We start from the raw sequence: 14470 nt of genomic DNA on the forward strand, positions 1-14470 counted from the left end.
TTGTGCAACACCATTTGTTTGTGCAACACCATGGCGGTCAATCAGCAATACAGGTTAACGGCAGACGTTAGAACGTAGTCCAGTCTGCTAACTCACCTTTGGCGGCGGTTTTTTCTGCACGGCTATTTTTAGGTGCAGCCAGCGCTGGCGTTTCTGTTTTTCTATTTAACGCCGCACTTTTGTACGATGAGCCAAGATTGAATACGCTGACCGTACGCGCGAGGCTATTTGCCTGATCCTGCAAAGAGAGCGCGGCAGCGGCGGATTCTTCAACCAGCGCGGCGTTTTGCTGGGTTGTCGTATCAATCTGTCCAACAGCCAGGTTTATCTGGTTGATGCCATCGCTTTGCTCACGGCTAGCCTGCGCAATTTCGCTGATGATTCCCGTAACGCCCTGCACATTCGTCACCAGCGAGTTCATCGTCACGCCAGTTTCTTCTACCAGACCCATGCCATCCTGCACTTTCTTGAACGAGTCATCGATCAACTCTTTGATTTCTTTTGCCGCCGTAGCGCTTCGCTGAGCCAGTGCGCGAACCTCACTGGCGACAACGGCAAATCCTCTGCCCTGTTCACCGGCACGCGCCGCTTCAACGGCCGCATTCAGCGCCAGAATGTTAGTTTGGAATGCAATGCCATCAATCACGCCGATAATTTCCGCCATACGCTGTGACGAATCACGGATACCGCGCATTTCCTGCGTTACCGTTTCCATCATGGCACCGCTTTTCTTCACTGTTTCAGACGCGCTGGCCGCAAGATCTGTCGCCTGCGTCGTATTATCGGCAGTATTTCTGATCGTCGACGTCAGCTGTTCCATCGATGACGCCGTTTCTTCCAGCGAGCTTGCCTGCTCTTCCGTTCTGGCAGATAAATCCTGATTCCCTGCTGCAATTTGCGATGCGGCGCTGGAGATCGTTTCTGCACCATCACGCACCTGGCTGACAATCTGCCGTAGGCTGCTGTTCATATTGTGCAAGGCGGATAACAGCTGACCGGTTTCATCTTTACGATCGGTATAAATCTCAGAGGTCAGATCGCCTTTCGCGACATTTTCGGCAACACCCAGCGCTTCCTGTAGCGGCTGGGTTACGCTGCGGGTAATCAGTGAGGCAATAATCAACCCAGCCAGTGCACTGATGATAATGATCGTGGCGAGAACCATCAGCGCGTTTTTATAGCTTTCTCCCACCGCTTGCGCGGAGGATGACATCTTATCATCCTGTATATCGATGAATTCGTTGACCTTGCTGGTGTATTTTGCCTGAGTAACACGCGTGACGTTGAAGTATTCTTCGGCAGCGGCTTCCGTGTTCCCTGCCGAGATCAGTGAAGAGAGTTTGTTCGCTGAACCAAGGAAATCGCGTCGAATGTCGCCAATATCACGCAGTACCGCAACAGATTTATCGTCATTGACGGACTGGTTCAGATACTCCATGAGTTCAGATATTTTCCCTGAACGCTCTTTGTTCAGCGCCAACTGTTTATTGATTTCACTTTCTGATTTAAGCAATAGCAACAGTTGCTGATTATTGAGGTAGCCATTCAGCTCATCAATTAACTTATTACTTTTGACGGTCAGTGGATAATTTTGCGAAACAATCTCATCCATCTTTTCGTGAAAGTCACTTAATTTTGAAATAGCAACGCTGCCGATTACCAAAAGCATCAATACCAGAAAAGAAAACCCTGCCCCTAATCGATATCCTATACGCCAGTTGGATAAACTCATTAACATCTCCTTAATTAATTTTCTCTATCCGTATAAAAATATGTAATTAAAAAATTAATATTTATTCAATAAATACAGATAGCTCCAATACTCTTTTTCATAACAAAAAATACACATCTCTGGACAGATCATTTATATGCCCTGGTGAGAAACATAAACAATATGTAGGTAAACATGCTTATCAAACCATATTCATGGTGGCACGGTCGAATTGGTCTAACCAGATACGGCGCGCGATACCAGACCTCTACACATGCTGGCAGTCGAAAAAACGTCATCCTTTACACCTCATCTTTCACCGCATTTTCCCGTACCATGAAATGACTTGTTACATTCCCCTATCGCGTTAAACTCAGGAGAATTACCGTCACTAAAATTATGGTTTAATAGCAGCGGCAAGAAACAAATACACAGCAGAACAAATTTTCCTGACGCCGAAGGCGGTATCGGCCTTTTGTAGATAATCTTTATATTTTCTAACTTATGGTATTAATATCTATTTAATCGATCATTTTTTTACAATCTATCTATTTATAAGATATGTGATTTTTAGGTGAAATGAATATGGTATTCAGGATGTAACAATAAACCAGAAAATAAATAATAACAATTTGTTATATATTTAAATAAATACTGTCTGTGTTTATATTATATCGCGAATGGGAAGTAGAAATAGAGGGGAATTAGATAAATGACGTGCTATAGCGCGCTTCCAGTCACTTTCCGCGTTCGATACAAGCAGTGTGCCTTTGGGCAAAAAAACTCACCCAGACGCATTTTCATCAACGCGCCTGGGTGATTTAATTTTGCTATTTATTTTTTGAATCAATCAAATATTCAGAGCCACATCCAGCATTACTTTTTCTTGGAAGTCGCTTTGGATTTACCTTTCAACAATTCCCGGACTTTCTTTAGCTCTTTCTGCGTCAACGGCGCTTCTGCACCGACTTCTTCGGTGCCCTGACTGTCCACCAACTCAGAAGATAGCTCAGAGGCCTGATGGCTTTCATCAAAGCTCCTCAGTAACCGAGCGCTGACTTCTGCACTGATAGAGACTTCGTTTTCCAGGGCAGCCGCTTTGATTTTTTCTTTCAGCTCTGAGGAAATTTTCAGGGACAGGCTAGATATCTCACTCATTTTATTACCTTTCTCATGGGGTAAAATAGTAAGCTATGACAGCCAGCCAGCAATGTCCATACTGAAATAAAAATTTAATATTTCTGTCACAAAAATAACGTAATTAATTTCTTAGTAAAGATATTATTATTTCGCTATTTTTATTTCCCTGCTGGGTATTACGTATTCCCGTTTCTCATTCTCCATTCATCAATCATTTTCCGGGTCACTTCATCTTTGTAACAGATCGGCGAATACCCCCCTGCCCGACTCCATGCGCTACGTTTACCGCACTTGCTGCCATTACGCGCTGAATTATAAGGACAAGGACAATTACCGGAATAAGAAGAAATTGATTCCTGAATGATCCGTTCTTTGATCTGTTCATCAGAAATCCGGGTGGGTTTCGCCATACTAGGCGTAGAAAAAGAAAGCAGAGCCACAGCACACACCATCACAACAGACAGCGTCGTTTTCATACCGAAGGTCTCATTTTAGCCAGAGGATAATAACTGTAGTACAAAATACGCACCGCAGAACGCGGCCTTCCAGCTACCCATTATGGGTTAAAAAATTGATCATAAAATATTAACAACATAAAATGCAGGCGCTCCGAGGATAAAAGGAAACAAACGTGCCACATCACTCCCTATGGGAACTCATTAAACTTACCTACACGATCGGTTTTATCATCGCCTTGGTCGTGACTTTCTTATTAAGTAAAGATAAATCCCTGTTCATCCGATTCTTTGCCTCACTAATTATCGGCTTAACCTGGCCGCTGAGCTTTCCTGTTGTCCTGCTGTTCTCCATTTTTTGAAGCGCCGCTTCTCTTCCGATAACCTGTATGCTGAATCAGCACAGGAGCACCTATTCGCGCCTTTTAGAGAGATTGTCCCACAATGAGTAACATTCTGATCAGCGCCTGTCTGTCTGGCTTTCCCGTCCGCTATAACGGCACCGAAAAGAAATCGGTTGGCGACTATCTTGCCCAGTGGCGCCAGCAGGCAAGATTGATTACGTTTTGCCCGGAGCTGGCGGCGGGTTTCCCAACCCCCAGGCCTTCAGCGGAAATTATCCCGGCCTCTGGCAGCACTTCAGTCATCACCGCGGGTGCCAAGGTTGTCGAAGCAACCGGCGGCGATGTGACCGAACGTTATATTCTGGGTGCCTGGCTAGCACTACACATGGCGCAACACCATAACTGCCGCTTCGCGCTCCTCACGGAAGGGAGTCCATCTTGCGGCAGCCGCATTATATACAGTGGACGCTTTGATGGTTCACAAACAGCAGGAAGCGGCGTTACTGCAGAGCTACTGCGTCGCCACGGTATCGAAGTATTTTCCGATCGTGAGATCGAGCAGTTAATTGAACGTGTTGAATACTGCGATCGCCACGCTGATGCGTAGCACCGCAACTGCCTCATCGCCAAATAACAATGCGGCAGTTGCGTTATGCTAAAAACTAACGAACAACTAATACGGACATTTTCGCATGGCGAACGATGGCTGCGGCATTTGAGCCAAGCAGATAGGTTTTCACATCTGGCCGCCGCGAACCGATTACGATCAAATCCGCATTCATCTCCTCCGCCAGCGCTAACACTTCGTCTCTGGCCGAACCAAAACTGACGCTGCATGACAAACGCGATGCTGGCAGATCGATCGCTTTCATCAGTGATTTGAGTTTGTCATTCGCTTTCACTACCGCCTCATTCTCAAACTCTTTTATGCCAAAAGAGTACGCAGATAAGAACGCCGATGCATCCGGGAGGGAATGAAAGAGGTGTATTGCAGCACCTGACATTTTGGCCAACCTGACTGCATGCGTAATCGCGTGTTTGGTGAGTTCATCTTGTTCTATATCTACTGGCACCAGGATGCTCGTGTACATAATCACCTCTCCCCTGCGTGGATAACTGATTACCTGTCAGTATGTAAGAAGCGTAGTCTGCTCAACGTCAGCAGAATATGATCCCGTTCACTTTTACACATGTTGCCCGTTATTTTTAACCAGTCAGAGGCGGTTAGCTCACCACCAGCGTTTCTTTAAAGTGACCGTGACTTTCCTTTAAAGCGATCGCGAATAGATACGTGACGATTCCCCCCAAGGGTGATAGCCCATTCCAGTAAAGTGGAAATCATGCCGTTCATAAAAACCGAGCAGTTCGGTGCATAAATGCAGCGTAGAAAAACCAGCACGGCGGGTTTCCTGAGCAAGGTGTTCAATCAATTGCCCCGCATACCCATTACCACGATGATTCTCTTCAACATAAAGGGCACACAGCCAGGGATAGAGATCCATACGGCTGATGAAATCATTGGTAATTAATCCGGCACCACCAATAATATTCCCGTCCTTTTCCAGCAAATACCAATCAGGCAATGGATTTTCGGCACCAATGCAGTGGTTGATGCAGTCTTCGTAAAGCATCAGCGTCTCGTCGGATGCCCAGTGACGTTGGAAATAATGAATCGCCCTTTCTTTGTATTCAGGACGATGTCTGACAGAAATAATATTCAGCATAGGACTAGCGACTCATCTTCCATGAAGCAACGATGTGCTCCGTTGTTTCTACCGTAATCGTGTTGCCTGGAATAATAAAATTCCGCCACACGTCGTTGTAATGTGCGATTAATTGTTCTGCCTTCAGTTCGCCGCGATTGGCTGTCGTGTGCGCATCGGCGGCGATCGTCAACGCATAGCCTCGACTGGCCGCATTTTTAATAGTTGCATCAACGCAATAATCCGTCGCACATCCGCAAATCGTAAGGTGGTCAACCCCCAGCTCCGCCAACACATCGGCTAACGGCGTACGGTAGAATGCATCGCACGCCGTTTTGGTGATGGACAAACATCCCTCTGGCTGGTTCAACTCAGGTAATAACTGCCACCCCTCGCTGCCTGACAACATGCCCTCTTCTTCATGCTGGATGAAAATCGTCCGATCTGCTGCGCCTGAAAGCTGGTTTATCAATGCGACCGTCTGCGCCTGCCGCGCTCTTGGCGTTGCAAACACCGCATTTTGCATATCAATGACCATCAAAACCTGCATCTTTTTTCCTTATGTTGGCACTTAACATCGGCACGCATTATCATCACGAAGGTAACAACCTGTCATCACTCAGCCAGGCTGACTCGGGCTAGATCATCTCCACTATACCATCAGGATAAAACTTAATTTCCCCTGAACGCAGTCGCTCAATATCAAACCAGCGGGTGACGATCGGCACGCCGTTTGTCTCGATACCATGGATAATATCCTGCTGGTAAAGCGACTCATCCTGAAAGCGAGCCTCATAAACAAAGACAATCTCATGCCCAGGTTTGCCATTGTAGGAGAAAATATTCTCTGAAACACCCAGCAGCGAAAAGTCCTTGGTTGCTGCACTAATTTCCTCCTGAACTTCCCTCTCCGCTGCCGCCTGTGACAATTCGCCAAAATCGACACCACCACCGAGCGGCAACACATAATGCTCATCTTTTACAGGGTCATACCCTTCTGCTAACAGAATCTTGCCATTGTTTCGGAAAAGACAAACTGCTTTTGCTCTGATCTTTTGCATGCCAACGCTCCAGGTAAACTACGGCACTCTTTTGATAAAAAGACGTTTTTGATAAAAAGACATTTTCTGACAAACGCACATTTTTTGACAAAATGACATTGATTGATAAAAGGCATGTAACACAGAAAAATGTCATCTTTTTATACAGATAAAAATCTTATAGGACGTAATCAAAATGCATTAATAGTCTTTATGTTCAGTGAATGTTTTTCTCTGCCTCCTTTCCTCCCGTCATGTTTAACTTATTGAAGTCATGCGTCTCACATAATTATTTCAGACATAACATTGGTGAGGAACGATAAATTCATATTTATCCACCTGACCATTGATCGGCGTCATCCTTTCGCGTTCAAAAGCACCGCTGGGTCACGCCGTGTTTATTTAGCTTGTCGACTGGTTTTATGCGTATGATCGACTAAAGTTAACTAACCATTTATTCATGTCTGGCGGGCAGCGCATTCGTGCTGTCTGGCAAGACGTGTATTAGTCACGTCAGAAAACGCACAAGGCAAGGGAGGAAAAGCAATGCATCCAGAGGTGTCCCCAAACGAGCTACCAGCATCTGGTGACCTCGGCCTTGATTCTCAGGTCAGCGATATGGAAATACTCGGTAACATTGTGGACGAAATCATTCAATCCGGTCATTCGGTCAGTAACAAGGCCATCATCGCTAAATTAATTCACAAGATTGAAACAGAGGCTAATGCCGCTTTTCAGGATAAATATCGAGCATTGCTGGAACTGGTTGTTTATAAAACTCAGGACGATTTCCTGATTTAATGTAAGATCAAGGTGCTATTCTATCGCTTCCCGATAACGTTTATGCTTTATCGGCCAGAATTTTATTTCATATGTACAACCAGCTATGGATATGTCCGCAATAAATAGCATAGATATTTATGTTGTTATTATTCCTGACCAACAGCTATTGATTTATTAATAACGAAGAGCGCGATACCTATTTATTTTACCAATCGTTAATATTCATTTCTGAATGAATTGTAAGGGAAAATGCGTATCGCAGCGTCGCTACACGTTCACACTGGTTCAATATGAATGTCGTTACGGACAATAGCCGCATCAGCGATGCAAGGTAAAAACACTTGTTGATTTGGATAGCGGAAACGAAAACGGGCTAGCCTAAGCTAACCCGTTGAATTTTTTGGCGGAGGAGTAGAGATTCGAACTCTAGAACACTTTCGCGTCGCCGGTTTTCAAGACCGGTGCCTTCAACCACTCGGCCACTCCTCCGCAATGACGCGAACTATAAACAGTGTGTGAGATCTTGTAAAGCATCACAGCGCTCAATCGCCTGAAAAATAGCCTAACGCAGCGCAATTGGACGTAAAAACGTCACGTGGCAGTAAAATAGCGCAACTTATCTCCAGCACCTTACAAATTGCAGAACAAAACACGAGCACAGGCCCGGAGGATGGAAAATTTGCAGCGTAAAGAAGGGTAAACCACCTTTAATAACGTCCTGCAACTATTTACTCTTTGACATTGGATAATAGCACCCTGAAGAGAGAGTCGCTGATATGGATCGTATTGTTGTTTCTTCTAGCCGAGAAAGCTCGCTACTCAGCACGCACAAAGTGCTGCGCAACACCTATTTCCTGCTGTCGCTGACGCTGGGCTTTTCCGCCGTTACCGCAACGGCAAGTACCGTACTTAACCTACCTGCCCCTGGCTTGATTCTGATGCTGGTTGGGTTTTATGGCCTGATGTTCCTGACGCACAAGCTGGCAAACAGCCCTGCCGGTATTCTGGCTGCGTTCGCCCTGACCGGATTTATGGGTTATACGCTGGGCCCGATTTTAAACTCTCTGATTTCCTCCGGCGCAGGCGACATTGTCATGCTGGCGCTGGGCGGCACGGCACTGGTGTTCTTCTGCTGTTCAGCCTATGTCTTAACGACACGTAAGGATATGTCCTTCCTGTCAGGCATGATGATGGCAGGGTTCGTGGTTCTGATTGTTGCCGTCATCGCCAACCTGTTCTTGCAGATTCCGGCATTACACTTGGCGATCAGCGCCCTGTTTATTCTGTTCTCTGCGGGTGCCATCCTGTGGGAAACCAGCAACATCATCCACGGTGGCGAAACCAACTACATCCGGGCGACGGTTAGCCTGTATGTCGCGATATACAATATCTTCGTTAGCCTGTTGAGCATTCTGGGCATCATGCGTAACGACTAAGTTTCGTTTATCGCCACACCGAGAAAGCCCCTGTTGGGGCTTTTTTTATTCCGGCGCAGACAGAAAAATTTGTTAAACTGCGGGCAGATCTATTGCAGGCGGAGAGAAGATGTTGGAGTTTGAAGGGCGCACAATCGCAACAGACGCGCAAGGTTATCTAATGGATAGCACCGAGTGGAATGAAGCGTTGGCTCACGTGTTAGCAGAACAGGAAGACATCGCGCTGACTGAACCACATTGGGAAGTCGTCCGGTTTGTGCGGAATTTTTATCAGGAATTTAATACGTCGCCCGCTATACGCATGCTGGTTAAAGCGATGGCGCAAAAGTATGGTGAAGAGAAAGGAAATAGCCGCTACCTGTATAAACTGTTCCCAAAAGGACCAGCAAAGCAGGCAACTAAAATTGCGGGCTTGCCCAAACCGGTAAAATGCATCTAGCTTCACCCAGTTTCAATAGCGGATCGTAAAACCTTCATAGTCCGTCTTACCATGTGGCTCAATAAGCACCTTATCCACCCTGGCGCTTCGTGGGCCCCCTTGCTTCAGCCAGTCAATCAACGCCTCTACCGCATGAGGTTCGCCGTTTGCCACCACTTCCACGCTGCCATCATCGCAATTGCGCGCATACCCATTGAGCCCCAGTCTCCTGGCCTGATGCTGCGTGCTGTAGCGAAACCCGACTCCCTGAACCACGCCATAGATATAGGCGACAGTCGCTATCTTTGCCATCTTCTTCCCCCTTTTCCACGCCAAGAGGCTAAACAACATTTCATTAGCAGGGCTGTATCTTCTAAAAATTTACACCATACTGTTAATAATGTGTTCAACCAGTGATTCATCAACGAACACATCGCTTGAAAAACGCTGTACGCGAAAAGGCGTTATCAGATGCGGTTGTCCTCCTCCACGTCATCCGCAGCGAGTAGAAAGTGTAATCTATTTCCAGGGGGTTATATGATCATCTGTAAATTTGGCATCGGACAACAGATTCGTCATAAGCTACTGGGGTTTCCAGGGGTCGTTATCGATATCGATCCCGAATACTCATTAGAAACGCCCACTTGGGAAGAAATTAGCGGTAATGACACGCCGCGTTCCGAACCGTGGTATCACGTTGTGATGGAAGATGACGAAGGCCAACCGATACACACTTATCTGGCAGAAGCGCAGTTGATGAAGGAAGAGCTTTCTGAACACGAACATCCTTCACTCAACGAATTGGCCGAGGTCATTCAGCGCCGCGCGCCACAGCTGCGCCATTAGCTTTTCCCGAAGGCAGACATTGGCGATGTTGTGATACTCAACATCGCCCGACATCAGTGACTTATTTACCCAAGCTCTTATTTACCCAGACCCAGCCGTGGGATTTCAATTTTCGGACAACGATCCATTACGACTTTCAGCCCGGCATCATGAGCCAAAATTGCCGCTTGCTCATTAATGACGCCGATCTGTAGCCATAGAACGTTAGCGCCAATGGCGATTGCCTCTTTGGCGATCTCATAAGCCGCTTCCGGCTGGCGAAAGACATCGACCATATCAACCGGTTTAGGAATATCCACCAAGTTGGCGTACGCTTTTTGGCCCAGAAGCGTCTGCCCGGCCAGTTTGGAGCTAACGGGAATAACGTCATACCCCTGCTCAAGCAAATACGCCATCACACCATAACTCGGGCGGGACGGATTATCACTAGCCCCCACGAGTGCAATGGTTTTTACCGTTTTCAGTACAGATTCAATATCACTGTCATTCATGCTATTCAGCCTCTCTTGCGTGATTCATTACAGTGTATCGCACATTCTACGAATAGCAGAAAATGGCTTAAAAGCCCGCCGTCTGTATCGTGTAGAACGAAAAATGCCATAACAGCCTGTTTCAAATTGAAACCTTTGACACATTCAGACAATTCCTCAACAATACCCGGATTACGTGCCATTTGGGAAAATTATGAAATTCGGCTTCATCACTGTCTGCCTTTTTATTGCAGGTTTCAGTGCCTCAGCAATTGCGGCAACAACGTTGAAATTAGATCAGAAAATTGATCTCCTTATGGTTGACGGGCAGAGAATGTCAGGCTCGTTGCTAAAAGGTGCCGATAGCCTCGAACTTGGCAGTGGACAACACCAGATTCTGTTCAAAGTTGTCGATACCATCGATGCCCAAACCGGTGCGCCAGTCACCTATTTTCCGTCCACGTTTATTGCGGCGTTTAACACGGAAAAAGTGGCATCGGTGTCGTTTAAACTACCGCCGTTGCACACCCTTGAAGATCGCAAGAATTTCACTGCCCAGCCTCAATATCAATTGCTTGATGAAAAAAATCAGGCAATCCCCGTGCGTACCGATGCGCTTGTCATCGCTGACAATGAGCTACTCGATATAGAACGAAAAATGTCGGAGTACAATGCGGCGGCGAAAGGGGCTTCGGTTGCAGGCTTTACGACCGCGCTGAATGAATCCGTAACCTGGTGATTTTACGCGCAGTTGCATCAGATTTTTGATACCCGTTCGCCTTTTCCTGCTTTTATCGCTTTGCACCGAAACAGCGTTTCCGTAATCTGTCTGTACCCTAGCGTCAGCTTTACTACACCAGATTGAAGGACGTAACCATGGAGTTCACCACCCGTACCATCGCCGCGCAAAAACATATTGCGCTGGTAGCACACGACCACTGTAAACAATCCCTGCTGGATTGGGTTGGTACGAATAAAGAACAGCTCAAAGAGCACACGCTTTACGCCACCGGAACCACCGGGAACCTGATTCAGTTAAATACGGGGCTGCCCGTAAAAAGCATGCTGAGCGGGCCAATGGGGGGGGATCAACAGGTTGGCGCCCTCATTTCCGAAGGAAAAATCGATTTGATGATCTTCTTTTGGGATCCACTTAACGCCGTACCACACGATCCTGATGTAAAAGCACTGCTGCGACTGGCTACCGTTTGGAACATTCCCGTCGCCACCAACCGTGCAACAGCGGATTTCCTGGTCAACTCTGCGCTATTTAAAGAACCCGTACAGATAACCATCCCTGATTATCAGCGCTATCTGCAAGACCGCCTGAAATAGTAGCCGCGCATCACCAGACCAGCGGCGTGCCACACCGTCGACGCTGGTCTCTGCTGCACCACTTCCCTACTTTCGCTTTTCCTTATCCCGGCTTACGCTGCGTCGGCACGCCTAAGCGATGAAGATGTCCAATAAACACCGATGGATTCGCCACATCCTGTAGCAACCAGACGCGATGTTTCGCTCTCGTCAACGCCACATACAGTAAGCGACGCTCTTCCGCATCGGGGAAATCTTCCGGTTCAGGTAACAGCACTGCCTCAATCACAGATTCCCTTGCCGGCGCCGGGAAGCCGTCTTTCCCCTCATGCATACCCACGATGATGACATATTCCGCCTGCTGCCCTTTGCTGGCATGCACGGTCATGAAATCAATATGCAAATTCGGCCATTTGGTCGCGGCCTTATCCAAAATAGCAGGACGTAAATGATGGTAGCGGGCAAGCACAAGAATGCGCTCATCCGCTTTCACAAAACCGCTCAGTTTATCCAAAAGTGGCTCAAGCTGATCCTGAGGCAGGATCGTCACCGCTTTTTTATCTCCCTTACTCAGGCTATTAAGCGGTTTCTTCAGCTGATACGGATTTTGCTGTATGAACGTGTTGGCGATTTCACCAATGCGCTCATTAAAACGATAGGTGGTATCCAGCGCGCACTGCTCACCTACGCCAAAATGCTCTTCAAAGCCCGTCGTCAACGTCAGTTCAGCACCGCTAAAGCGGTAAATTGCCTGCCAGTCATCCCCTACGGCAAAAAGACAGGTACGACTATTCTGTCGACGCAGTGCTGCCAGCAGGTTCGCACGCTGTGGCGAAATATCCTGGAATTCGTCCACCAGAATGTGTTTCCAGGGGCTAACAAAACGCCCCTTATCTAGCAGGTTTACAGCCTGATGGATGAGGCCGGAGAAATCGACCGCGTTTTCATCCTTAAGTGCCTTTTTCCAGGCTTTCAACAATGGCGCCATCAGGCGAACACGCTGCTGAAATTCGGTCCGAATGGATTCTGGCGCCTGCTCAACCATGTCGCTCTGGCTGCCGCCGTGCATACGCATCAACCCTAGCCAGCGCTCCAGTCGCCCCGCCAGCCGCCCCGCCAGCTTCGGGTCATTCCAGAAGTCGCCTTCTGGCACATCCCACTCCAGCTCTTCTGTTAACCAGCGCCGCCACCCGTTAGCCTGTGTTTTTTTCTCGGCACACTGCTGCTGCCAGTGAGAAATCAGCAGTTCTCGACGCTGTTTCTCATCACTTTCCAACTGGCTTATCATCGGTGCTTTGCGGCTAGCCTGCTGAATGATGTGCAATGCCAGCGCATGGAACGTCTTGGCCTGAATTTCGTCCGTATGGAGCCGTTCCTGAATGCGCTCGTTCATCTCTTCTGCCGCTTTACGACCAAACGCCAGTAGCAAAATTTGATCGGGTGTGGCCTCCTGCCGATGCATTAACCACGCCGCTCGGGCCACCAGCACTGAGGTTTTCCCGCTGCCTGCCCCTGCCAGCACCAGTACGCCCTCTTCGCCATTTATGACAGCCTTACTCTGCGACACGTTTAATGGCGAACTCTCCACCGTTTCAAAGAAAGGCTGTTCTGCTGCCAACGTGCGCTCCATCCATGCCTGATTCACCGCTGTGCGCATCTCATCGCCCTGCTCAAGCCAGCGTAGGCAGTCGCGGTAGTTATCACGGCAGTTATCAAAGGTTTCCAAGCGAGAAACAGGCAGGGGAAGCGCCGCCAGAGAATCGCGGATAGCATTCTGCAATGTTGACAGCGCCTGTCGGCTAAACCATTTATCCTGCTGCGTTAGTGCTTGAATACTGTCCGTTTGGCGCTGCAAAACCTCAGCGCTGACCAGACTCATCTCCTCGCTCCAATCAAGCCAGGATTTAAGCAGATGGCGGTAAAAAGCCTGCGTTTCCTGCCACTCTGTTCCGTGCAAGCGCACGACTTTCCCGGCTGGCAATTCAAATTCCAGCTCTCCCCACACCAGCCCTCTTTTACAGTGAATAGCCAGCAGTTGGTTAAAGGGGATCAGGTATTGATGTTTATCGCCACTCACTTCGACACCGGCATTCAGTAACCGCACCCGGTTGTAAGGATGCTGGGCCAGATGTTTACCTAACGAGGTAGATTTCAGTTCCATGATGTTCGCGCCATGACTATGTGAGAGGTTATTCGTCCATTTTTTGTCGTTTATCTGTTCCCTAGTTTACCCGTTATCGGACTTCACGCTCTAGCCTTAAAAACAGGTTAGGATATCCTGATGCTTAATGTGATAATTCTTTTACCATCAGCGAGTTTGGTTACTTTATCGGGTTACCTTACACGTACAGGAGAGACTATGCGTACTGTGTTGAATATCCTTAACTTCGTATTAGGTGGTTTTTTCACCACACTAGCCTGGCTTCTGGCGACAGTCGTCAGCGTGCTGCTGATTTTTACCTTACCGCTAACACGTTCATGTTGGGAAATCACCAAGCTGTCGCTCTTGCCTTATGGCAATGAGGCCATCCATGTTGATGAGCTACGCCCGGATGAAAAGAGCACTATTCTCAACGCCGGCGGTTCTCTGCTTAATATCTTCTGGTTTATTTTCTTTGGCTGGTGGCTTTGCCTGTCGCATATCATTACAGGTATCGCGCAGTGTATTACGATCATTGGCATTCCTGTTGGCATCGCCAATTTTAAAATTGCTGCCATCGCGCTGTGGCCAGTAGGGCGTCGCGTGGTTTCCGTCGAACTTGCACAGGCTGCGCGGGAAAACAATGCCCGCCGCCACTTTCGCTAACGGC

The 14470-nt window shown here is 47.8% G+C and carries 19 protein-coding genes and 1 tRNA gene; 9 read left to right on the top strand and 11 right to left on the bottom strand.

The window, feature by feature from the left end; translation table 11 throughout:
- Positions 1 to 67: 67 nt before the first annotated feature.
- The 3 genes from R9X49_RS09505 to R9X49_RS09515 all read right to left on the bottom strand — a co-directional run bounded on the left by R9X49_RS09505 (position 68) and on the right by R9X49_RS09515 (position 3327).
- On the bottom strand, positions 68 to 1732 hold the full coding sequence (locus R9X49_RS09505; RefSeq protein ID WP_319848152.1) for a methyl-accepting chemotaxis protein: 1665 nt from the start codon (positions 1730 to 1732) through the stop codon (positions 68 to 70).
- Positions 1733 to 2587: 855 nt separating this feature from the next.
- Positions 2588 to 2869, bottom strand: coding sequence for a hypothetical protein (locus tag R9X49_RS09510; protein ID WP_319848153.1), 282 nt, complete (start codon positions 2867 to 2869; stop codon positions 2588 to 2590).
- A 158-nt stretch (positions 2870 to 3027) separates the two neighbouring features.
- On the bottom strand, positions 3028 to 3327 hold the full coding sequence (locus R9X49_RS09515; RefSeq protein WP_413775880.1) for a hypothetical protein: 300 nt from the start codon (positions 3325 to 3327) through the stop codon (positions 3028 to 3030).
- Between the two features lie 155 nt (positions 3328 to 3482).
- On the opposite strand from R9X49_RS09515, the gene R9X49_RS09520 reads away from it, so the two are divergent.
- Positions 3483 to 3668, top strand: coding sequence for a GhoT/OrtT family toxin (locus tag R9X49_RS09520; protein ID WP_319848154.1), 186 nt, complete (start codon positions 3483 to 3485; stop codon positions 3666 to 3668).
- An 82-nt stretch (positions 3669 to 3750) separates the two neighbouring features.
- Positions 3751 to 4257, top strand: a complete 507-nt coding sequence (locus tag R9X49_RS09525) for a DUF523 domain-containing protein (protein WP_319848155.1) — start codon at positions 3751 to 3753, stop codon at positions 4255 to 4257.
- Positions 4258 to 4312: 55 nt separating this feature from the next.
- Here the strand turns inward: R9X49_RS09525 and R9X49_RS09530 are convergent, their stop codons facing one another.
- The 4 genes from R9X49_RS09530 to R9X49_RS09545 all read right to left on the bottom strand — a co-directional run bounded on the left by R9X49_RS09530 (position 4313) and on the right by R9X49_RS09545 (position 6414).
- Positions 4313 to 4741, bottom strand: coding sequence for a universal stress protein (locus R9X49_RS09530; RefSeq protein WP_319848156.1), 429 nt, complete (start codon positions 4739 to 4741; stop codon positions 4313 to 4315).
- Between the two features lie 177 nt (positions 4742 to 4918).
- Positions 4919 to 5374 carry a GNAT family N-acetyltransferase gene (locus R9X49_RS09535; protein WP_319848157.1) on the bottom strand — a complete coding sequence of 152 codons (456 nt, stop codon included), beginning with the start codon at positions 5372 to 5374 and terminating at the stop codon, positions 4919 to 4921.
- Between the two features lie 4 nt (positions 5375 to 5378).
- Positions 5379 to 5903: an isochorismatase family protein gene (locus R9X49_RS09540; RefSeq protein ID WP_319848158.1), complete on the bottom strand. Its 525-nt coding sequence runs from the start codon at positions 5901 to 5903 to the stop codon at positions 5379 to 5381.
- Between the two features lie 88 nt (positions 5904 to 5991).
- On the bottom strand, positions 5992 to 6414 hold the full coding sequence (locus tag R9X49_RS09545) for an NUDIX hydrolase (RefSeq protein WP_319848159.1): 423 nt from the start codon (positions 6412 to 6414) through the stop codon (positions 5992 to 5994).
- Between the two features lie 525 nt (positions 6415 to 6939).
- Here R9X49_RS09545 and R9X49_RS09550 point away from each other — a divergent pair.
- Entirely contained in the window at positions 6940 to 7194 is a 255-nt protein-coding gene (locus R9X49_RS09550; protein WP_319848160.1) for a biofilm/acid-resistance regulator YmgB/AriR, read from the top strand.
- 383 nt (positions 7195 to 7577) lie between these two features.
- Here the strand turns inward: R9X49_RS09550 and R9X49_RS09555 are convergent.
- Positions 7578 to 7665: transfer RNA gene (locus R9X49_RS09555), tRNA-Ser, on the bottom strand.
- Between the two features lie 287 nt (positions 7666 to 7952).
- Between R9X49_RS09555 and yccA the strand changes: the two genes are divergently transcribed.
- Both yccA and tusE read left to right on the top strand, forming a co-directional pair.
- Positions 7953 to 8612: an FtsH protease modulator YccA gene (gene yccA / locus R9X49_RS09560; protein ID WP_319848161.1), complete on the top strand. Its 660-nt coding sequence runs from the start codon at positions 7953 to 7955 to the stop codon at positions 8610 to 8612.
- Between the two features lie 109 nt (positions 8613 to 8721).
- Positions 8722 to 9051 (top strand): sulfurtransferase TusE, encoded by a 330-nt coding sequence (tusE, locus tag R9X49_RS09565; RefSeq protein WP_319848162.1) that lies wholly within the window; start codon positions 8722 to 8724, stop codon positions 9049 to 9051.
- A gap of 12 nt (positions 9052 to 9063) precedes the next feature.
- On the opposite strand, the gene yccX is transcribed toward tusE, so the two are convergent.
- Positions 9064 to 9342, bottom strand: a complete 279-nt coding sequence (gene yccX, locus R9X49_RS09570; protein ID WP_319848163.1) for an acylphosphatase — start codon at positions 9340 to 9342, stop codon at positions 9064 to 9066.
- A gap of 225 nt (positions 9343 to 9567) precedes the next feature.
- Here yccX and hspQ point away from each other — a divergent pair, with 225 nt between their 5' ends.
- Positions 9568 to 9876 carry a heat shock protein HspQ gene (gene hspQ / locus R9X49_RS09575; RefSeq protein ID WP_015840746.1) on the top strand — a complete coding sequence of 103 codons (309 nt, stop codon included), beginning with the start codon at positions 9568 to 9570 and terminating at the stop codon, positions 9874 to 9876.
- A gap of 77 nt (positions 9877 to 9953) precedes the next feature.
- On the opposite strand, the gene R9X49_RS09580 is transcribed toward hspQ, so the two are convergent.
- A complete protein-coding gene (locus R9X49_RS09580) occupies positions 9954 to 10367 on the bottom strand; it encodes a CoA-binding protein (protein WP_319848164.1) in 414 nt (137 codons plus the stop codon).
- Positions 10368 to 10560: 193 nt separating this feature from the next.
- Here R9X49_RS09580 and R9X49_RS09585 point away from each other — a divergent pair, with 193 nt between their 5' ends.
- Together R9X49_RS09585 and R9X49_RS09590 are read left to right on the top strand one after the other, a co-directional pair.
- Complete coding sequence (locus R9X49_RS09585; protein WP_319848165.1) at positions 10561 to 11085, top strand: DUF2057 family protein; 525 nt, start codon at positions 10561 to 10563, stop codon at positions 11083 to 11085.
- Positions 11086 to 11222: 137 nt separating this feature from the next.
- Positions 11223 to 11681, top strand: a complete 459-nt coding sequence (locus R9X49_RS09590; RefSeq protein ID WP_319848166.1) for a methylglyoxal synthase — start codon at positions 11223 to 11225, stop codon at positions 11679 to 11681.
- A gap of 82 nt (positions 11682 to 11763) precedes the next feature.
- Here R9X49_RS09590 and helD read toward each other — a convergent pair whose 3' ends face one another.
- Entirely contained in the window at positions 11764 to 13821 is a 2058-nt protein-coding gene (gene helD, locus R9X49_RS09595) for a DNA helicase IV (protein ID WP_319848167.1), read from the bottom strand.
- Between the two features lie 198 nt (positions 13822 to 14019).
- Between helD and R9X49_RS09600 the strand changes: the two genes are divergently transcribed.
- The gene (locus tag R9X49_RS09600) at positions 14020 to 14466 is read left to right on the top strand and encodes a YccF domain-containing protein (protein WP_225085049.1); all 447 of its coding nucleotides are present in this window, start codon (positions 14020 to 14022) and stop codon (positions 14464 to 14466) included.
- Positions 14467 to 14470 lie beyond the last annotated feature (4 nt).

It is taken from the genome of Pectobacterium carotovorum, assembly GCF_033898505.1.
GTDB lineage: Bacteria > Pseudomonadota > Gammaproteobacteria > Enterobacterales > Enterobacteriaceae > Pectobacterium > Pectobacterium carotovorum_J.